Source organism: Yokenella regensburgei ATCC 49455 (assembly GCF_000735455.1).
Classification (GTDB): Bacteria; Pseudomonadota; Gammaproteobacteria; order Enterobacterales; family Enterobacteriaceae; genus Yokenella; species Yokenella regensburgei.
The window spans coordinates 16162-36871 of sequence record NZ_JMPS01000015.1 but is presented as its reverse complement, the minus strand read 5'-3'; the positions used below and the strand labels follow the sequence as shown (position 1 = coordinate 36871).

Here is a 20710-nt window from a genome sequence, read left to right as displayed (position 1 = left end):
AGTGTGCTTCTGATGATGCTCTAATTTAGTCTCCTTCATTTTATCCGGACGGCAGGATGTGTTTGTAAAGCTGTCATGACAAATTTTTCTGATGTCTCTGGGGGGGGCAGTCCACTGCGACACTGACCATTTTTTCCAATGTAGGACGGCCTTTAGCGGCTAACTTCCTCGGCTTCATAATCAAGACCTCAGTAGTCTATTATTTGCTTCAGCTTTCCGGACACAGCGGGCAGAATTTCTACTGGTGCGGGCGTGAGCCAGGAGCTACAACGTCGTGTCGCAGAATTTGGGATGATGATACTCGCCGAACAACTGCAACTGGGCAGCCTTATCGCGCCTCACCCTTTCTGTCGCAACAGGCTGTGGCTCAGGAATTGAGTTATATGGATTTCCTGGAGCATCATGCTTCATGAGGAAAAACTGGCCCCCAATCAACGTAAACAGGCGATGTATACCCGGATGGCGGCTTTCCCGGCAGTGAAAACGTTCGGGGAGTCTGACTCCACCTTTGCCACCTGTCCCACCAGAAGTAAATCCAGTCGCTGCGTTCGCTGAACTTCATGAGCGCAACGAAAACATCGTGTTGCTGGGGTCATCCGGCGTAGGGAAAACTCATCTGGCAATAGTAATGGGCTACGAAGCAGTACAGTGGGGTAACAAGGTTCGATTCACTACGGCGGCGTGTTGCTTCAACTGTCTACGGGACAACGGCAGGGGGGCTAAAAAATGCTTCATCACTGCAGCGTGATGGCACCAAAGCTACTTATCATCAATGATACAGGTTATCGGCCGTTCAACCAGGTAGAAGCAAAACTATTCTTCTTGGTCATCGCCAAACGTTACGAAAAAGCGCGATGATCCTGACATTCAATCTGCTGTTCGGGCAGTGGGATCAAACGTTCGCCGGGGATACAGCACTGACATCGGCGATGCTGGACCGGATCTTACATCACTCACAAGCTGTTCAAATAAAAGGAGAGATCTATCGACTTAAGCAGAAGCGAAAGGCCAGGGTAATCGCTGAGGCTAATCCTGAGTAAAACGGTGGATCAATATTAGATCCTTCGGTGGAGATATAAGTGGATCATTTTTTTCCTGTCATTGATACTAAATATTATACTGGCTGCGGATGAGGCACCAATATTTAATCTTGATAATTAAAACTCAATAGCTTGGCATGTCTGGGGAGTGGCCGTGAGCGTACACTTGACAAAACGGTTTACAGGCATCCTCGCTTTGTCGGTTTATTCACCAAATGTAGCTTTGGATAAGTGCTCAGAAAAAAATAAAAGATGGATGATAATTAAGAAAAAATGAGTACCACTATCAGAACAAATCAAACCGAGCATCAAGGATAGCAAACAATAAAGCAGCACACGCAAGATTGAGGAATACTACGAAACGGGTGGATACATTCATTGAACAACTCTCCAGAAGCGAGCATCATAAATGGAATAAGCGTAATGTAAATCAGACTGGGAAAAACCTACTAAAAATGGCAGAAAGAACCAATGTGTCATTCGATGACGTAACAGGGCATTTAACGCGCAGGATATCTTATAATCGGAGCTGGGGGGATGAGACTGATAGTAGTGAGAGCCGTACAGTTTAGAAAAGGGGACATCAACGGGCTGAAGCACCTGGACCAGACGCCGCGTGAAGATTTTGTCTGGCTGGCCTGAATCTGACCATCAGTGAGCTACTGCTTGATATTAATGAGCGACCGTTACGTCGTAGCCGTATTGCCGGAAAAGTCTGTACGAACAACAGGGTAAAGCCGCACTGAAGGCGCTGCATTCATAACGATATGAATATGTTGATATTCGCCAGATAAAGTTCGCCCCGGACTACCACGTGCTGTACGGTAAACATACGTACTCCTCACTTGCTGGTTGGAATCCATATCGATATTGAGGCGGGAGCTCGACTTGTTCGCCTCTATTGACCCTGACCCAAAATTCTACCCCATTCAGAAACAGAATGCCGGCATGATCTACACTCCCTGAACGGAGGTGGCGCCGATGAAAAAATCACGATTCACCGAAGAGCAGATTGTTTTGCCCTGAAGCAGGCCGAACTGAGGACGTCCGTGCCGGAGGTTTGCCGTAGCTGGGCATTTCTGATGCCACGTTCTATACATGGCGCAAGAAATATGGCGGGATTTCTCCTTCAGAACTGAAGCACATGCGGCAGCTTGAAGAAGATAATCTCAGGCTGAAGAAGCTGGTTGCCGATCTCAGCCTCGACAAAGCCATGCTGGAGGATGTGCTGGCAAAAAAGAACTGACGCTGGCACGTTTGCGCGAATGGGGCCGGTACCTGCAGGCACGCTACGGGGCTAGCGAGATACAGGTCTGTTTTACACTACAGGTCAGCCGCAGCTCTTTCCGCTAACGTTCTGTAGTGGCAGACGACAGTGCGCTGCGCCTTCGTATCAGGGAGATGACCGATACCCGGATCCACTATGGCTATCGTCGGGTTCACGTCATGCTCAGGCGGGAGGGCTGGCGGGATAATCACAAACGCATTTATCGACTCTACAGCGAGCAGGGGCTGTCTTTGCATCTCAAACGCCCACGCCGGAATAAATCGGCACAGCGTCGACAGCCCCGGCCTGATGGGCGGTATCCGAATGATGTCTGGGGCATGGACTTTGTCTCTGACGCCTTATTTGACGTGCGTTGGTTACGTCTGCTGACGGTCATTGATATTTACACAAGGGAATATCTGGGGACCTGCGTGGGTCAGAATCTGCGCTCAACGGTGGTTGCAGAGATGCTGAACAGCATTGCGCTCAAACGCCCTTTTCCCCAATTGCTGAAAACCGATAAAGGCTCTGAATTTGCAGGAAAAATGCTGGACAAGTGGGTGTATGAACGAGGGAACCGTATAGACTTCTCACGACCGGGAACACCTACGGGCAATGCCACGCTGGAATCGTTCAAGGGCAGGCTACGGCATGCATGTCTGAACGAGAACGGGTTCATGTCCCTGGAGGATTCACGGTGCAAAATCGAGGCCTGGCGCATACACTATAACCAGAAGCGTCCCCATTCTGCGCTGGGATGGATGACTCAGTCCAAATTTGCCGAGAAATCTGCCGGTTGCCAGAATATGCTGCCAGACTGAAGCTGGTTATTCCTGATTATGACTGGAGCATATTCGGGGCAGGGCCACAATGAAGACATTGCTAACATCGCGGTGTGTTAATCAACGGGGAGCAGGTCAAAATAGCCTTCTCGTCCGCATGTGACGCCTTACTGCAATCAAAACCAAGGTGATGAGGTGGTAACAAGGCCCAGAAATGCGGTTACTACAACGTCATTGTATGGTTTTATCCTGAACATGATGCGCATACCCGTAAGGGCATGGTGTTATGTAAAAATGAGACCGGTAGACCGTTGGTGTCAATATTTTGCATGCTAGGTTCCGGCTGAACTCATAATGACGCTTTTTTTAATGTGCGTCAGCAGTGGTATATGCGAATGAGCACACAGTTAGGCGGTAGGGTTTTGTTCCATTGCATTGAGCCGTGGCGATCGCCAGGATAACAGGTACTGAGGTCAGGCGCTGAAGCACTGAGTCGGGTGATCGCGTCAGAAAGATAAGTACTGACACGGTGGGAGGACGATAATAAAGTACTTACAACGGTAGTCTCTCGAAAACCCGGTACGGTTCAATACCTAAACCGAACAGACGAGTAAATAACTAAAGTAAGAAAAAAACAGCGCGAGAAGTGCGCTCGAAATCACAGGAGTCACTGACCGGAATCATCGGAATAAGCAGGAGTAAAAAATGGCGCATTTGTACGGGGATGTCCAAGTGCGCCGCAAGTAAAACAAAACTTTCATTAGGGATGTGGCGTAACACTCAGTGTCCGCGAGCGTCGCGCCGTGTCCGGGAAACCGGCATGGAAACCCAGACAGATGAGATATTCATAACGGGAGCACAGGAAGTCAATAGATGGTGGCTGCGCTAACCCGAGAGACGATAGCGATGCAGACACACGGATCGGGAAAGCGCAGCCATTGATTGTTAATCGCACAGCACCGCATCCATGCGGAATCCTACGAGCTGTGCTTTAGCTTATGTCGAAATAAGCATCTTTAATACTTGAAACGGGAGTATCGAAAGTCAACTGCTGGTCAGCAGTGACGCTAATGGTGATTTCTCGATTCACTCGTGTGAGTGGCAAGCTTTGTTGCCGAAACGCTCAGCGTGAAAAATTTTTACTCTCCACTGAACAGCAGTAAGCGCCCCATCAGGGACGTCTTGAGAAGATTGTCTTGTCTGATAACAATCGTGTCCATCTGATATTGATGGACACGAACGATGAATTCCCAGACAACGAAAGAGATTACCTGTTACCGCTCTTATCTGCCTGATGCCTTGCAACTCCGATTTGAAGACAAACTAACCATCAGAGCCATCGCTCAGCGCCTTGGTCTCAGCTATTCCTTTTCCAGAGATTTATTACATCCGGCATAGCATGGCCATTACCCGGGTCGCTCTCGTTTGCTCAGCTTGATGCCATCCTTTTTTCTAACCGAAAAAAAGGGAAACTCACCTGTAAGCATCCCTGCAATGGCTGGGTGGATATAGACAATAACCTGTGCGAAAACGCCCTCCGGGGGGGCGTTGGATCGCCGCAACTACATGTTTTTCGGCTCAGATGGTGGCGGCGACAGTGCGGCAGTCATGTACAGCCTGATCGGGAGCTGCAAACTCAACGGCATCGAGCCGGAAGCCTGGCTGCGCCACGTGATCTGCGTCATCAACACTTGGCCCACCAACCGTGTGAAAGAGCTGTTGCTCTGGAACGTCCTCCTCTCTATAAACTAAATTTTACCCCACGCCCCTGATGGGGCGCTTACGAACAGCATTAACCAGATGAAGTATTTCCTCTTCTTCCCGACTGTTTGGCCGCTGGATTATATTGTGCATGGCGTTTGTTAAGTCTAACGCACTGTTTAAGTTTTCGTTGTTCATAATTAAATCCATTTATGGGGGGGCAGTCGAGAGGCATTGGCCATAAGGCGATAATTGTATAACCTCCTTTGCTTTGAAATGCATGATTTGTTTTTATAAGCCAATGGTGGTATCAACGTTAAAAAACTCCGTTTCAGATATAAGCTGTGAACTGTTACGTTTAATAATAAAAGTTGTTAATGGGGTGATTTGGTTGTATTTTAATTTAATGGCGAGGAAAATTTGTGATATCTGATATTGATTTTTTCATCTAAAGTGATGGGTGAAATAAAAAACTGACCATCTGTCATGAAAATCATTACAAGAAAAAAGGTAAAACAGATATTACATTCATATGAGAAATTTGTACCAAATTTAATGTTTTGTTTATCCAGGTGTGACTTACTGTATTCAACTTACAAATACTTACCGGTGGAAAACCTCGAATGTATTTATTACATCCGTGAGGTCATTATTTCTTACTTTCATTTATCTCTTGTTTTTAATATGGTTAATCACCCAGGTGACATATGGATAAATGTTGCTATTCACCCAGGCTCATGAGTAAAAAGAAAACAAAAATCACTATCAGTAAAATAAATAAGCCAACAGCGCCGGCAATAAAAAGGTCATACAGCATGATTACTTTCCTGTGGTGTGCTGATGGTTCATTGCGGGTAATGCTATTATATATTCGGTAAGTGCTTTAAATTTTTCGGTCTATTCAGCCTGAATTCAGGCATCACGGTTAGACCACTGTCAGAAACGGTAACCTACCCCGAGGTTCCAGCCGTTGGTGTCCAGACTGCCGCTGGTGTGGTCGCTACTGAAATCTGAACCTTCATAGCCAACGGTGATATTGATGTCTGCGCGTGGTGTAATCTGGAGCCCGGCAGCATAGCCGTAACCCCATTTGGTCCCCATAACATCCTGATGGAAGAACGTGGGGCCGACCTGAGCGTAAATACCCAGCATGTCGTTAATCTGATACGACGGGCCGGTCAGCAGGGAAAGAAGGTCGGCATTACCATGATTACTGCCGCTGCTCATGGTCCATGAGGTGGACGTATTCAGACCCCAGTTATCCGCGAAAGCATGGTTATCCCCCAGACGAAAGCCGTGCAGGGTACCTGCGCGGTCACTTTGCTGCTGGGCGTAACCCAGGGACACAATATCATTGCCGTTCATGGCTGCCGTAGCTGGGTGTACGGCGCTGAGGCCTGCCAGCAGCGGCAGTGCAAATATCAGTTTTTTCATTATCTCAATCCTTAGTCATCAGTATATTGCAATGTGTTAACAATTAAGCAATAGGCACGGGAGTTATGGTTTGTCCAGATGTCGTGTCATTTTATGCGGTCATGTGGCCCGGTAGCGCGTTGCAGTCGCGCCCGGAGTTTGCGTAATGTCGGAGCAGACAAAAAGCTGTGCGTTTTCCGGACGGGAAAATCAGCCCGGGTGATTACCGGTTTATTCATTATTTCCTCAGCGATTGAGTGACGCCACGATGTGCTGATACCGGTCGTTGAGTTCAGCAATGCGGTCATCGTAAAGATGTGAAAGACAGACGGTGTTGTCACCGCACTGCTGACGTTTCTGCAACCAGTTGGCCTGTTCATCCTGCAGCGCACCACGTCCGCCCATCAGCATAACCTTCCTCAGCATGTCGTACGTTGTCGCCATTCTGATGTCCTTTTCGCTCAGTTCCCTGTCTGTGCAGATGGCTTTTTCATCAGGCCCGGTAACGTCGGCGCAATTGAAGCTGGCGGCAGACACGGAAACGGACTGCAGCAGGAGAAGTGTGAAAGAGACGCGGATAATTTCAGCGAATGGTGAACATGATGCCATGACAATCTCCCTTTATTCTTTGCTGACTGTCGGGCATATGTCACGCTGGGAGACTGCTGGCGTCAACCAGATTTATTTAAGGTCTGTTGATATTTCTGGACAACGGTTTATCCCCGTTGTTAAACCTTCGTCAGGAATGGTGCAGGAGAACGGTTGTCTGTTTATGAGGTTAACGGGAGGCAGAGAATGGTGGAGCTGAATGTGGCAGCAGAAGATCATGGGACGAAAGCAATAAGCGGAAAGCGACAGCATGTCCGACGTACGGAACAGTTGCGCCAGACCCGTCATGATATCGCCACGTTTCGTGAGCGTATGCAGCGACTCGCTGATAACCTGACCGAATGGCTGGAAGGATATGAGGTCAGCATTACCCGGCGTGAAATGGTACCCGTATCATCAACTGGTGCATATACCATACCTTGTATCGCCCTTCGCTGTGGTCGTAACTGGGCAGGTTTTACTCCGCAGGCGCTGTACAGCGTGAAGGGCGGCATACAGCTTAAGGGGGAAGTCACTCTGGCAGTTGATAATTTCCGCCGCCATCCCCGTACCGAAAAATACATGCTTTGTATGCCGGGGCATCTGTTATCCACGGCAGACTGGGCGATACACCCTGCTGGCAGAACTCCGGGTAAAGGGAAGGTGTTGACCCGCGAGTTGCTCATGGCCGCTATCGCACCACTCTTCGATGACGTCTTATAACCCTGTCCGGTGGTTCTCCTGATTCCGGACAGGTGCTTCTCCCGCGTGGTGATCAGCAGCGGTGCCTGTGCGTTCAGCGCCCGCAGGAGTGCCTGAAAGGGGTTACCCTGCAGAGCGGTGACCATGCTCTGCCGGTAACGCACCAGCAGTGCACCCTTAAGTCCATCCGGACTGATTTTCGTCAGCAGCCTCTGCGCCCCCGTGAAATCGCCCTGTGCCAGCTTCAACTCCACCGCAAGCAGTGACTGCTCCTGTTTCTGGGCATCATCCATTTTCGGCAGTAACTGACTGAAAAGGTCAGCGGCCTGCTGGTTTTTACCTTCCCTGAGCAGTGCGCGAATGGCGAGTAACTGCCTGCTGGTTTTGCTGCTGCCAGTGCTTTGCTGCATTCGCCGCAGTGCCTGAGCTGAATCGTTCTGCACCGGGCTTTCCAGAAGGTCTGTACCGCGGTCAACGGGACGAACGGCACAACCTGTGAAAAACAGTGCTGCCGAAATCAGCAGGAAACCATGTGTGACATTTTTACAAAAACACCCTGACAATTGCATACCGCTATCCTTTCTGTGGTTTTTACACCCAGCCAACGAAACATCGACGAGACCTGGCAGATGCGCTGGCCGCAGCATCCTGCGTACTGGTAAACGACCTGAACTTTCGTCCGGCATTAGTGCGTAAAATTGCCCTGATGCTGCCCCTTAGCGGTCCGTCGAGCCGGTTTGGTCGTGCGATTCAACAGGGCTCTGAGGCTGAAAAGAAAGCATCCCCATCTGCTCAGCCGTCAGCGCTGACGCTTTATGACACCGCTGCGACGCCGGTGACACAGCTACTGTCGCAGGCACTACGCTGGTCGTGGGGCCGCTGTTAAAAAATCACGTGGAGGAGGTGCTCAGCCGCAACACCGCGCTGAACGTACCTGCTGAAGCAGTGGGACGCGCTGAACCTGTTCTGCCACAACGACTGGACGGAGAACGACAACAACATCGCGGAGAACGTGCTGCGTGGCGTTGCCTTGGGCAGAAAAAACTGGCTGTTCGCGGGTTCAGATGCGGGTGGGGAGAGAGCGGTGGTGCTGTACTTGCTGATCGGCACCTGTCGGCTGAATGGCGTGGAGCCGGAGGCGTGGCTGCGCTATGTGCTGGGACATATCCAGGACTGGCCGGTAAACCGTCTGCGCGATCTGCTGCCGTGGAAAATCGTCTCACGCCTGCATAAGCGGCAATACGCTTTGAATATGAGGCTTACTGTCATTTGGATGGCAGGCAATTAGCTCTTGACCCATTGCTTCCCCCGTTATGACCCTGCTTTTTTATTCGGACTTGTGCGTTAACCACATCATCCGACATTGATTAAATAACCAAAAAAAGCAGAAGGTTCTGTAATGAAACTAAAAGTACTTTCCCTGTTCTTTCCTGCACTGTTGGCTGCCAGCGCTGCACACGCTGCTGAAATCTATAACAAGGATGGTAACAAACTGGACCTGTACGGTAAGGTTGACGGACTGCATTACTTTTCATCTGACAAAAGTGTCGATGGTGACCAGAGCTATGCCCGACTCGGCTTTAAGGGTGAAACGCAGGTGAATGACCAACTGACCGGCTACGGTCAGTGGGAATACAATATGCAGGCCAACAGTGCCGAGGGCGACGAAAACCAGTCATGGACCCGTCTCGGCTTTGCCGGCCTGAATTTCGGCGACTGGGGTTCTTTCGATTACGGCCGTAACTACGGAGTGGTCTACGACGTGACTTCTTGGACTGACGTCCTGCCGGAGTTCGGCGGTGACACCTACGGTGCGGATAACTTCCTGCAGCAGCGCGCCAGTGGCGTGGCGACGTACCGCAATAACGATTTCTTCGGTCTGGTTGACGGCCTGGATCTGGCCCTGCAGTACCAGGGGAAAAACGGCAGCGTGAAGGGTGAGGGCACAGGACCAACTAACAACGGTCGCGATGCACTGTACCAGAATGGTGACGGCTTCGGCGGCTCCCTGGCTTATGATATCGGTGACGGTTTCAGCGTCGGCACCTCCATTGCCAGCTCAAAGCGTACGGATGAGCAGAACAAACTGACCTTCGGTAACGGGGATAAGGCCACCACCTACACCGGCGGCCTGAAGTATGACGCCAACAACGTCTACCTCGCGACGCAGTACACCCAGAGCTACAATGCCACCCGTTTCGGCAGCAATGACGGCGACCATACCTATGGCTTTGCCAACAAGGCGCAGAACTTTGAAGCCGTGGCACAGTATCAGTTCGACTCCGGGCTGCGGCCGTCTATTGCTTATCTGCACTCCCGCGGCAAGAACATCGAGGGCTACGGTGATCAGGATCTGCTGAACTACATTGACCTCGGTACAGCGTATTTCTTCAACAAAAACATGTCCACCTACGTCGACTACAAAATCAACCTGATTGACGACAACAAGTTCACCCGCGCCACCGGCGTGGCGACGGATAACGTGGTTGCGACCGGCCTGGTTTACCAGTTCTGAGTTCGCCTGACTGCAGTGAAAACCGGCCATTCTGGCCGGTTTTTTTTGCCGGCGTCATTGCTGGTCCTGCAACCATTATCCTGTTTATCTGTGATTTGCGACATTTTGTGTATGAAATCACAGTTATATCGGTGCTCCCGTCCTGAAAATAGGGTTTTAATTAAGGGGACTGGTGTGATGGATATTGTGGATATGGCTCAGGAAGCAGAGCTGGCGCGGATGACCCGGCTGCTGAGAAGACGGTTGCGTCCGGCTCTGGCCTTCACCGGGGCATGTCATAACTGCAGTGAGCAACTGAAAGAAGGATGCTTCTGTGATGCGGACTGCCGCGACGACCATGAGCGTCGTTTTCGCGCCCGGATAATTAATGGTATACGGGGCAGGGAGGCTCATGACGGCGGTTTGGGTTGACTTGCCGGGGGGCCGGAATTTTCCGCCGGTTAGCGCCGGAGGAAAGGATGCTGGCACACAGTCCGGCATTTACCATCAGACGGTTTTATTGTTGTGTCGGTGTCCGTAGATTGTAATCATCAGGCTCTCTGTGATAGCTAATTATGGTGTTCAAATATTTTAATGAAGGAGATGAGGTGTGAAAAAATTACTTGTGATGGCTGTATTACTGGGGGCCTCAACATCAGCACTAGCAGCGGATGTCTATTCTCCGGCTGGTGGCGTTGTATGTGATAAAAAAGCCGGATACTGCGTTGATGATGAAGGCATTTCTATGGGGATGACGTCTAAATATCTGGGCGAACAGGCATACAACAAATTGGATAAGACACTGGGGAACGGGACGGATATTAATCTGGGTGAATATACCCTGAGCAATGGCGTACACTGCAACTCAGAAGCAAAACAGTGCTACAAAGATCGCTTTTACCCACGTACACCAGACAAAAAAGAAAAAACGCTGACGCAGCAGATATTTGGTAAAGCGCAATAATACCATAAAACCCATTGAAATTTTTGCCAGGAAGCATCTCCCGTTGCTAAGGATTATTTGTTCATTCGTATAACGGAGAAATTTAACTATGCGCATATTACCTGTTACGCTACTTGTCTGCAGTTTCATTCTTAGCGCCGGGACGATGGCTGCATCCCCGGCAAAGAAAGATGCACAATCTTCAGTTGATGTTCAACAAACTACAGATACTCCTGTGCCAAAAAAAGCTCCACACCCCCGTAAACCAAAGACTGACGATATCATGACTCAGCCAACGGATACGGCCCCAGTGGCTGTACGGGATAAAAGTGGTCGGTTCGTGAAAAAGCAGAATCCGCTGCCGGTGCCAGAACAACAGTCAGCCCCTGTTCCGGCTCCGGTAAAAGGACCAAAGCCAGTACCCGCAGCGGTGCCAGACACGGTTGAGCCAGGCGCTACTGCACGGTGTAAAGACGGTTCGTTCAGTCACAGCAAGCAGCACAGTGGCTCCTGTTCGCGTCATGGTGGCGTGGCGCAATGGCTGACAGAATAAGTGGGGAGGTAGCATGGGGATTCTGAACAATATTCTGGGGTGTTTTATCCAGGGAACGGACGTGCATCCAAATCTGATGGCGTTTTTATCGTGGGTACAGGAAGAGGGCGGTTTTACGGCACTACTGGCTCGCTTTAAGACGCTGGAAGAAGGTGAGCTGACGACTGAAAATCTTACCCCTGAGCATATCAGTAGTGTGTTCAGCGCCGATGAGTTGTCTTCGTTAGCGCAGCATATGGGGATTTCTCCGGGGGACGTGACCGACTGGATGAGTGCCCATCTGCCAGCCGTATTACAGCATTTGTCTCCTGAAGCGCATCAACTGGGTGGCAGCAATATGCTTGATACGGCACTGTCTATTCTTCGTGAGCGCATGAAGTGATGTTTAGCTCTCCCTGATGCAACGAAATGCTCAGGGAGAGCTGGTTATTCACATTATCGCCCTGGAAGGGGACAAGGTGTAGTAGTACACGTACGGCTTGGTGCGATGAGGGAACAGGATCCCATCGGGATCGGCGCCCTTCATTATTCGCCCTAAAGCAACAGCCTCCTTCGCACGAGCCCGTCGCTCCTGCATACCTGGCCCATGCCAGTGGCGCTGGTGCCCACACAGCCAGCAGGAACAACTGCACGGGGTTTTATAATGGCGGCCCAGATGTTCCGGGCTACCGTCACCATTAGCGTTGTCGTGTCGCCTTTTCAGTTTCATTCGACGCATCTGGTGGCGTCGTTCTGCCCGGGTTCTTGTCATCGTCTTTCCTCATATTGAGCGCGGTCGTCAACCGCGCGGCTATGAGGAGATTCGTTTCTGGGGGCTGGGCGTACATTTTTAACTTACTCACTTTGTCATGTTGATTGGTTTGCAGTGAATCTTGTCAGAATAACGGACACGTGTCGGTATGTCAGAAACCCAGTTGCATTCCCCGCGAGCACGAAAATCTGAAATGGCTGCCTCAATCACACTCCGGTCTAATACATTTGCCTCAACTATCATTCGCAAGCCAGTCCCGGCAGCGTATCCCTGTAAGATGCGGTAACCACAGTAAATCGGGGGAGGATTATCACGTACAATCGTCTGAACCCGTTTATCGACAAAATTACCGACGGTCATTCCGTCAAGTTGCGGGTAACTCAGCTCAGGCCTGCGGAGTAATGTATAGCTGATGATGTTGCCATTGGCATCGGTGTTCTGAGTTGTACTAAAATGCGCTGCCTGATGCTGGTCTTCAGTATGTAGTCTCGACATGGCTTCCTTGAACGCAGCATCTTCCACTGTATCGGCAAAGGCCACATTCGCCGTGAGAATCTCTGCATTCCAGAAAACATCCGGATCATGGCCGAGAAAAACGATATCGCCCAGGTCCAGTTGCCGTTGGCAACTGACTGGCCATGACCGCATTCGTCATAGAAGATGCCGCCCCAGGTGCCACGTTCACGGTATATGAGGGCTTTGATTTTGAGAGTTGCAGCTCGACGTTTTCGACGCGAAAGGGAGGAGAATGGCGTATGTTTGCGGCCCATGGCTATCTCTGCATATTGTCGCCGGGGGAATCCGACCTGTCAGGTTACTCGAAGCGGAGTAAAAGTAAAATATTTTTGTTGTGCGGACTGTGTGTTATGTGTTGGTCAAAAAAAACATGATGTGAAGTGGACACCCGACCACGAAGGCTGGGCGTCCGGGTTTATAGCGTAAAACGATATTATTCTGGCAGAGCACCAGCCAGATTTTTCGCTGAAACGCTGCTGGTGGATTGTCCTGCCACCTTTGGTTGTGGCTCCGTAGTCGTCAGCACGGCAGGTGGAGCAGTACCCGGCTGAATATTCAGAAACGACGACAGCATGGTTCGCAATGTTTCCGGACTCGTATTGTCAGCTAACAGAGCCGCCAGTACCGACGGTAACCGGCTGTCAATTTCTCCCAGCGCAATACCTGCCAGTAAAGCTGTGCGCGATAGTTCACCGCGATCGCCCCGATAATGCGCTTCTATCCTCGTATCCGCAAAGCGCTCGCTGGCATGTGTTTCAGGGCGCAGATAAATCAGTACTTTTCTACGGTTCATCACCACGTCAGTCAACCAATGGCTTTTAAACCGTGTACCAGCGCGAACTGCGGATCCTGCGCGACAAAGAAACGATCTTCTCGCAGGTTAACGTGAGTACGGATGTCATCAGCCAGCAGACAGGCTCCACCGCCAACAATAGCCACATGGGTATAGCCTTTGAAGCGATCAATTGCTTCCAGCACCCGCGCCCGGTAACGCACGATACCGCTGTGGATTGCCTGTTTGATTCCATCGACAGCAAGTGGATCGTTGATATTGTTCTCCAGGTACGTGTCGTCAAAACGTTTGATAATCAATCGGTCCACGTTGTAGCGGGACAGCGCCATACCGGCTTTACGCAATGCCTGCTGTACCTCGTCGGTTACCAGTGAAACACCTAACGCCGGATTGCCGTAGATACGCGACACCGAAGACATCTGGCCCGCGACCTGCGAGATATCCAGCGTCGTCCCGCCAAGGTCAACAATCAGCACTGAGTTGGAGGACGCTAGTTGATCGCACAGCGCAATCCCGGCAGGAATGGACTCCGGTCGCACGGTAACGCGGGTGATGGTGAACGGGTAACCGTTATTCAGTTCCACACTTTGCAGCAGACTCTTCTTCTTGCGCTCGATGTTATCAAGCCGGTACTGGGAGTCTTCATCATAGAACTCCGCCAGCGGCAGCGTCACCACGATATCCACGCGCTGGGGCGTGAGCCCGCTGGTCAATAAGGCATGATGCACAGCGACTGCGTTGAGTGGACTGTACTGCCATTCGATATTACTGGTGGTAAGTGAATCCGGGGAAATGAGGTCGAACGAATACTTCTCTTTGCCAGCGGTGTAGTTAAAGGGTTTACCGCTGCCAAACGTGGCTGACCATCCGCGTTTGAAGCTGTTAGGGCTGATGTGGGTAAAGGTTTTGCTGTGCTGCTCCCACAGCATTTTGATGTGGGTCGAACCATCGTCAATGTAAATGCGCATATTGCACCTTAGTTGAGTCAAATGTGAATTGAGATTGAGTCATCCGGCGTTGCCGGATGTGTGAAGGGCGATTATTGAGTCAGAACTGAGAATACGATGAGATGAATCAGAGTCATTAAGCGCTCAATGAGAAAAGGCAGCGCTGCCAGTGAGACAAAAATGAGAAATTTTTTCATAGGCTTTTTTCCTGTATGGGGTGAGTAAAATGCGAATTGCCATACAAGATTAAGGAGATGAGCGTCGGGAAATTTACTGCAGTGCACGATACTGAAAATCGCTCATGTCAGTTTCTGGTTTAATAAAGTTAAGGTTTATTTAAAGTGAAGTGCAGGGTTGATATTTGAGAGGGAAGTTAAAGCGCAGTCATGAAATGGAGGACGCCCAACCGAGAAGGTTGAGCATCCAGGGATTATGCTACTTTGTTTTCCATTCCACTGCTCAGGCTATTGATGTAATCAGCATACCACTGCATCATTTCACGCCGACCATCCAAATACTGCGCATGGTTATATGTCCCACGAATCGAGTTTTTATCGACATGTGCAAGTTGAGTCTCAATCCAAGCCGAGTTAAAGCCCTGCTCATGTAAAATGGTACTCATCGTGTGGCGAAAACCATGCCCTGTGAGTCGACCTTTGTACCCTAGTAATTCAATGACTTGGTTCACACTTTCTTTACTGATAGGTTTGCGTGGATCGTTTCTGCCGATAAAGACGAGAGGATGATGCTTTGAGATCGGTTCAAGTAGTTTAAATAACACAATAACCTGCTCTGATAAGGGAACAATATGAGGCCGCTTCATCTTCATCACTTCAGCAGGGATTTCCCATAGTTTCTTCTCAAAGTCGATATCTTCCCATCGGGCAAAACGTAGTTCCTGTGTGCGTACTCCTGTTAACATAATAATCTGCGTTGCCGTTTTGGTTATGACACTGCCAGTATAACCAGCTAAGTCTTTGAGGAAAAAAGGAAGTTCACTGGAGGTAAGGAAGGGGAAATGAACCTTTTTTGGAGTAGCTAAAGCGCTGGCAAGATCGGGAGCGGGATTATATTCAGCTCTACCAGTGACTATCGCATAACGGAAGACCTCACCGCAACGTTGGCGAACTTTTCGCATTTTCTCCAGCGCTCCACGTTTCTCCATTTTTCGTAGTGCTTCCAACAACTCCATTGGTTTGATTTCGGCAATAGGACGCTTGCCAATATAGGGGAATATATCTTTCACAAAAGTATCAATAATTTCATCACGATAGCGCAATGACCATCGATCGGCTTTTGACTGGTGCCACTCACGGGCGACAGCTTCGAAAGTGTTTTTCAGGCTCATTTTCTGAGCGATTTTTTCCTCTTTCTTTGTTTCTCCAGGATCTATTCCTGCGGCGAGAATTTTTCTGGCTTCGCTTCGTTTTTCGCGCGCGTCGGCCAGTGAAACGTCGGGGTATACGCCAATAGAAAGCATCTTTTCTTTACCGGCGAAGCGGTACTTCATTCGCCAGTATTTTGAACCATTAGAGTTAATCAGCAGATACATACCACCGCCATCAGCCAGCTTATAGGGCTTTTCTTTTGGCTTCGCGGTTTTCACTTTAATATCGGTTAGCGCCATGACATCCTCCGGCTTTTGATTAATTCATGCTCCTGAGGGGGATTTCTGCCAGAAACTAACCCGATACCCCCAATGCACCCCTTGTATAACAAAGATGTTGTTAAAAGTCATTGTTATGTATTGAATTTTTGACATTATGGGGGTGCTGATATTTTAAGGGAAAATAACACCCCCTAAGACACCCCCAAAAACAACCTGATTTGGGTTGAGGTCAGTTGACTTCGGGATACAGGGAAATCTTGGTGCATAAGGGTTACAAGGGGATTTATTGACTTCGGGAGAGTTCGGTAGAGGTTTATTGGCGGAAGATCACAGGAGTCGAACCTGCCCGGGACCGCTGGCGGCCCCAACTGGATTTGAAGTCCAGCCGCCTCACCGGAGACGACGATCTTCCGCGCCTGCATTGCTACATGGAGGCGGGGCGCATTATAGCTACTTTCAGTCATTTACCACATCAATTCATGCACTTTTTTCACATCATTTTGTCCCATTTTTTTCTTTTTAAGATAAATCCTTATTAAATCCGTGAGTTACATTTTTTCACACTCTTCATCCCTACCGCGATCACAGAAATCAAGAATCGTAAGTTGATAACGCAATTTTGGAATACCCGCGCCTGGGGCGAAGGTTTACAAAGTATGGAACCGGTTTCTTACGTTTCCTGCGGTACAAAGGATAAGACGATGAAGAGTGAGATTTTGTCCGTTAAAGAGAAGATTGGCTACGGCATGGGTGATGCCGCAAGCCATATTATTTTCGATAACGTCATGTTGTATATGATGTTTTTCTATACCGATATCTTTGGTATTCCCGCTGGCTTTGTCGGCACTATGTTCCTGCTTGCCCGCGCGCTGGATGCGATCTCCGACCCGTGTATGGGCCTGCTTGCCGACCGCACCCGCAGCCGCTGGGGTAAGTTCCGCCCGTGGATCCTCTTCGGTGCTGTCCCGTTCGGCCTCGTTTGCGTGCTGGCTTACAGCTCGCCGGATCTCAGCCACAACGGCAAGCTGATTTATGCCGCCGTCACCTACACGCTGCTGACCCTGCTCTACACCGTGGTGAATATCCCTTACTGCGCGCTGGGCGGTGTGATCACCGACGACCCAAAACAGCGCATCTCGCTGCAGTCCTGGCGCTTTGTGCTGGCGACGGCGGGCGGCATGCTTTCAACGGTGCTGATGATGCCGCTGGTGAACCTGATTGGCGGCGAAGACAAAGCCTTTGGTTTCCAGGGCGGGATTGCGGTGCTGTCCGTCGTGGCGTTCCTGATGCTGGCGTTCTGTTTTTTCACCACCAAAGAGCGTATTCAGGTGCCGCCGAGCACCTCGTCGATGCGTGAAGATCTGCGTGATATCTGGCAGAACGACCAGTGGCGCATCGTCGGGCTGCTGACCATTCTTAACATTCTCGCCGTCTGCGTGCGCGGCGGGGCGATGATGTACTACACCACCTGGATAATGGGTTCCGCCGGGCTGTTCACCGCCTTCCTCGGCACCTACTGCGTGGGCAACCTGATTGGCTCGGCGCTGGCCAAACCGCTGACCGACTGGAAATGCAAAGTCAGCGTCTTCTGGTGGACCAACGCGGCGCTCACCGTGCTCAGCGCGGCGATGTTCTTCGTGCCGATGCAGGCGAGCGTCATCATGTTCCTGTTTATCTTCGTGATTGGTGTACTGCATCAACTGGTCACGCCCATTCAGTGGGTGATGATGTCTGATACCGTCGACTACGGCGAGTGGTGCAACGGCAAACGCCTGACCGGTATTAGCTTCGCCGGTACGCTGTTCGTGCTGAAACTGGGCCTGGCGCTCGGTGGCGCGATGATCGGCTGGATGCTGGCCGGTGGCGGCTACGATGCCGCCGCAAAAACGCAGAACAGCGCCACTATCAGCATCATCATTGCCCTGTTTACGCTGGTACCGGCCGTCTGCTACCTGCTGAGCGCGGTCATCGCCAAACGCTACTACACCCTGAAAACCCCCTATCTGGCGAAGATCATGAGCGAGCTCGCACAGGGTGCGCGCCGCCATCAGCAGGAGTTTGAACAGGCGCCGGTCAGTAAAGAATTAACGAACTAATTGCCTATCTCATTAGGCTATCTTGCTTGTCAGTTTGAACCTGGGCAGTGCTCAAAATCCTCACGTACTTCGTGTACGCTCCGGTTTTTCCGCGCTGTCCGTGTTCAAACTGCCTGCGCCAATTACGCCTACTAAGATAGGCAATAAGAGGACGTAGTGATGAAAATCAGTGATGGAAACTGGCTTATTCAGCCCGGGCTGAATCTGACCTGCCCGATTCAGGTGTTCGAGGTGGAACAGCAGGGTGATGAGATGGTGGTTTATGCCGCCCCGCGCGACGTGCGTGAGCGCACCTGGCAGCTCGATACGCCGCTGTTCACGATGCGCTTTTTCTCCCCGCAGGAGGGGATTATCGGTGTGCGTATCGAGCATTTTCAGGGCGGCGTGGATAACGGGCCGCATCATGCGCTGAACGTGCAGCACGGCGTATCGGTGGAAATAAACAACACGCCGGAATTCGCCGAGCTGAAAAGCGGGGCGCTGAGCGTGCGGCTGGCGAAGGGCGAAAACTGGGCGCTCGATTTTCTGCGCAACGGCGTGCGCATTACCGGCAGCCAGGCGAAAAGTAACGGCTACGTGCAGGACAGCAACAGCGCGCGTAACTACATGTTTGAACGCCTTGACCTCGGCGTGGGGGAAACGGTCTACGGCCTTGGCGAGCGCTTTACCGCTCTGGTGCGCAACGGACAGACGGTGGAAACCTGGAACCGCGACGGCGGCACCAGCACCGAGCAGGCCTATAAAAATATCCCGTTCTACCTCACCAACCGCGGCTACGGCGTGCTGGTCAATCACCCGGAGTGCGTGTCGTTTGAAATCGGCTCCGAGAAGGTCTCGAAGGTGCAGTTCAGCGTGGAGGGCGAACATCTGGAATACTTCGTCATCGACGGCCCGACGCCAAAAGCGGTGCTCGAACGCTACACCCGGCTGACCGGTCGCCCGGCGCTGCCGCCCGCATGGTCGTTTGGCCTGTGGCTTACCACCTCGTTTACCACCAACTACGATGAGAAAACGGTCAACAGCTTTATCGACGGCATGGCCGAGCGCAACCTGCCGCTGCACGTGTTTCACTTCGACTGCTTCTGGATGAAGGCCTTCCAGTGGTGCGATTTTGAGTGGGACCCGGTAACCTTCCCGGATCCGCAGGGGATGATCCGCCACCTGAAGGCCAAAGGGCTGAAAATCTGTGTGTGGATAAATCCCTACATCGGCCAGAAGTCACCGATTTTCAATGAGCTGAAAGAGAAAGGCTATCTGTTGAAACGCCCGGACGGCTCGCTGTGGCAGTGGGACAAGTGGCAGCCGGGGCTGGCAATCTATGATTTCACCAACCCGGAGGCCTGCCAGTGGTACGCCGATAAGCTGAAAGGGCTGATTGATATCGGTGTCGACTGCTTCAAAACCGATTTCGGCGAGCGTATCCCGACCGATGTGCAGTGGTTCGATGGCTCGGATCCGCAAAAAATGCACAACCATTACGCTTACCTCTACAACGAGCTGGTATGGAACGTGCTGAAAGAGAACCTCGGCGAGCAGGAGGCGGTGCTGTTCGCCCGTTCTGCCTCCGTAGGGGCGCAGCAGTTTCCGGTGCACTGGGGCGGCGACTGCTACGCCAACTATGAGTCGATGGCGGAAAGCCTGCGTGGCGGGCTGTCGATTGGCCTCTCCGGCTTTGGTTTCTGGAGCCATGACATCGGCGGTTTTGAGAACACCGCACCTGCCCATGTGTATAAACGCTGGTGCGCCTTCGGGTTGCTCTCCAGCCACAGCCGCCTGCACGGCAGCAAATCCTACCGCGTACCCTGGGCCTATGACGAAGAGTCCTGCGACGTGGTGCGTCATTTCACCGAGCTGAAATGCCGGATGATGCCGTATCTGTACCGCCAGGCGGCGCTGGCTCGTGAGTGCGGTACCCCGATGCTGCGGGCGATGGTGCTTGAGTTCCCGGACGATCCGGCCTGTGATTATCTCGACCGCCAGTACATGCTCGGCGATGCGGTGCTGGTTGCCCCGGTGTTCTCTGAGACAGGAGAGGTGCAGTTTTACCTGCCGGAGGGCCGCTGGACGCATCTGTGGCACAACGATGAACAATCGGGCAGCCGCTGGCTGAAGCAGCAGCACGATGCGCTGAGCCTGCCGGTATACGTGCGCGACAACACCCTGCTGGCACTCGGCAACAACACTCAGAAGCCGGACTACGCCTGGCATGAAGGCACCGCATTCCAGCTGTTTAACCTGGCCGATGGCGCCACCGCGCGCTGTGAAGTGCCAGCTGCCGACGGCACGGTTATCTTTACCCTGTGGGCTGAACGCCAGGGGGCAACCATCAGACTGAAAAGCGCAGGCAAGGCCCGCGACTGGACGCTGTGTCTGCGCAATATCGTTCAGGTTGCTGCCGTACAGGGCGCTTCGCAAACGGGCAGCGAGTGGGGCGCGGTCATTCACGCGACAGAGCAGGAAGTCACTATCACGCTGTGATCGCAGTGGTTCTGGCCTCAACGGGGGCCAGAACCGG

Annotated in this window: 16 protein-coding genes, 1 tRNA gene and 5 pseudogenes; 14 read left to right on the top strand and 8 right to left on the bottom strand. The window is 51.5% G+C overall.

Annotation, left to right across the window (positions count from 1 at the left end; all coding sequences use genetic code 11):
- Positions 1–291 precede the first annotated feature (291 nt).
- The 4 pseudogenes from istB to GYRE_RS03690 form a co-directional block, all read left to right on the top strand.
- Positions 292–1040: pseudogene (gene istB / locus GYRE_RS25105) on the top strand (IS21-like element helper ATPase IstB).
- A 981-nt stretch (positions 1041–2021) separates the two neighbouring features.
- Positions 2022–3128: pseudogene (locus GYRE_RS03695) on the top strand (IS3 family transposase).
- Positions 3129–4331: 1203 nt separating this feature from the next.
- Positions 4332–4555, top strand: a pseudogene (locus tag GYRE_RS23445) (IS66-like element accessory protein TnpA); the annotation flags it as partial.
- Between the two features lie 27 nt (positions 4556–4582).
- Positions 4583–4841: pseudogene (locus tag GYRE_RS03690) on the top strand (transposase domain-containing protein); the annotation flags it as partial.
- Positions 4842–5726: 885 nt separating this feature from the next.
- Here the strand turns inward: GYRE_RS03690 and GYRE_RS03685 are convergent.
- Both GYRE_RS03685 and GYRE_RS03680 read right to left on the bottom strand, forming a co-directional pair.
- On the bottom strand, positions 5727–6224 hold the full coding sequence (locus GYRE_RS03685) for an outer membrane beta-barrel protein (RefSeq protein ID WP_038253077.1): 498 nt from the start codon (positions 6222–6224) through the stop codon (positions 5727–5729).
- Between the two features lie 225 nt (positions 6225–6449).
- Positions 6450–6812 (bottom strand): lysozyme inhibitor LprI family protein, encoded by a 363-nt coding sequence (locus tag GYRE_RS03680; protein ID WP_038253075.1) that lies wholly within the window; start codon positions 6810–6812, stop codon positions 6450–6452.
- 186 nt (positions 6813–6998) lie between these two features.
- On the opposite strand from GYRE_RS03680, the gene GYRE_RS24905 reads away from it, so the two are divergent.
- From GYRE_RS24905 to GYRE_RS03650, 8 genes and pseudogenes are all read left to right on the top strand, one after another.
- Positions 6999–7514 carry a hypothetical protein gene (locus tag GYRE_RS24905; protein ID WP_245939533.1) on the top strand — a complete coding sequence of 172 codons (516 nt, stop codon included), beginning with the start codon at positions 6999–7001 and terminating at the stop codon, positions 7512–7514.
- 535 nt (positions 7515–8049) lie between these two features.
- Complete coding sequence (locus tag GYRE_RS25255) at positions 8050–8379, top strand: penicillin-binding protein activator (RefSeq protein ID WP_420823022.1); 330 nt, start codon at positions 8050–8052, stop codon at positions 8377–8379.
- 45 nt (positions 8380–8424) lie between these two features.
- A pseudogene (locus GYRE_RS25250) lies at positions 8425–8781 on the top strand (transposase domain-containing protein); the annotation flags it as partial.
- Positions 8782–8892: 111 nt separating this feature from the next.
- Complete coding sequence (ompC, locus tag GYRE_RS03665; protein WP_038253067.1) at positions 8893–10008, top strand: porin OmpC; 1116 nt, start codon at positions 8893–8895, stop codon at positions 10006–10008.
- Positions 10009–10182: 174 nt separating this feature from the next.
- Positions 10183–10419, top strand: coding sequence for a hypothetical protein (locus GYRE_RS03660; protein ID WP_038253064.1), 237 nt, complete (start codon positions 10183–10185; stop codon positions 10417–10419).
- A gap of 178 nt (positions 10420–10597) precedes the next feature.
- Positions 10598–10951, top strand: coding sequence for a YcgJ family protein (locus GYRE_RS03655; RefSeq protein WP_038253062.1), 354 nt, complete (start codon positions 10598–10600; stop codon positions 10949–10951).
- Between the two features lie 319 nt (positions 10952–11270).
- On the top strand, positions 11271–11483 hold the full coding sequence (locus tag GYRE_RS24800; RefSeq protein ID WP_245939532.1) for a DUF3761 domain-containing protein: 213 nt from the start codon (positions 11271–11273) through the stop codon (positions 11481–11483).
- Positions 11484–11496: 13 nt separating this feature from the next.
- Positions 11497–11865, top strand: a complete 369-nt coding sequence (locus GYRE_RS03650) for a YidB family protein (RefSeq protein WP_038253059.1) — start codon at positions 11497–11499, stop codon at positions 11863–11865.
- A gap of 48 nt (positions 11866–11913) precedes the next feature.
- Here GYRE_RS03650 and GYRE_RS24895 read toward each other — a convergent pair whose 3' ends face one another.
- The 6 genes from GYRE_RS24895 to GYRE_RS03620 form a co-directional block, all read right to left on the bottom strand.
- Positions 11914–12234 carry a hypothetical protein gene (locus tag GYRE_RS24895; protein WP_072009033.1) on the bottom strand — a complete coding sequence of 107 codons (321 nt, stop codon included), beginning with the start codon at positions 12232–12234 and terminating at the stop codon, positions 11914–11916.
- Between the two features lie 87 nt (positions 12235–12321).
- Positions 12322–12882: a hypothetical protein gene (locus GYRE_RS03640; protein ID WP_245939531.1), complete on the bottom strand. Its 561-nt coding sequence runs from the start codon at positions 12880–12882 to the stop codon at positions 12322–12324.
- A 301-nt stretch (positions 12883–13183) separates the two neighbouring features.
- On the bottom strand, positions 13184–13549 hold the full coding sequence (locus tag GYRE_RS03635) for a plasmid partitioning/stability family protein (protein WP_038253084.1): 366 nt from the start codon (positions 13547–13549) through the stop codon (positions 13184–13186).
- Between the two features lie 5 nt (positions 13550–13554).
- Positions 13555–14511: a plasmid segregation protein ParM domain-containing protein gene (parM, locus tag GYRE_RS03630; protein WP_038253057.1), complete on the bottom strand. Its 957-nt coding sequence runs from the start codon at positions 14509–14511 to the stop codon at positions 13555–13557.
- A gap of 409 nt (positions 14512–14920) precedes the next feature.
- Positions 14921–16117: a tyrosine-type recombinase/integrase gene (locus GYRE_RS03625; protein WP_038253055.1), complete on the bottom strand. Its 1197-nt coding sequence runs from the start codon at positions 16115–16117 to the stop codon at positions 14921–14923.
- Between the two features lie 299 nt (positions 16118–16416).
- Positions 16417–16511 (bottom strand) — tRNA-Sec (locus GYRE_RS03620).
- A 289-nt stretch (positions 16512–16800) separates the two neighbouring features.
- Between GYRE_RS03620 and GYRE_RS03615 the strand changes: the two genes are divergently transcribed.
- Positions 16801–18195 (top strand): glycoside-pentoside-hexuronide family transporter, encoded by a 1395-nt coding sequence (locus GYRE_RS03615; protein ID WP_038253053.1) that lies wholly within the window; start codon positions 16801–16803, stop codon positions 18193–18195.
- 159 nt (positions 18196–18354) lie between these two features.
- A complete protein-coding gene (yicI, locus tag GYRE_RS03610) occupies positions 18355–20673 on the top strand; it encodes an alpha-xylosidase (protein ID WP_038253051.1) in 2319 nt (772 codons plus the stop codon).
- Positions 20674–20710: the final 37 nt, after the last annotated feature.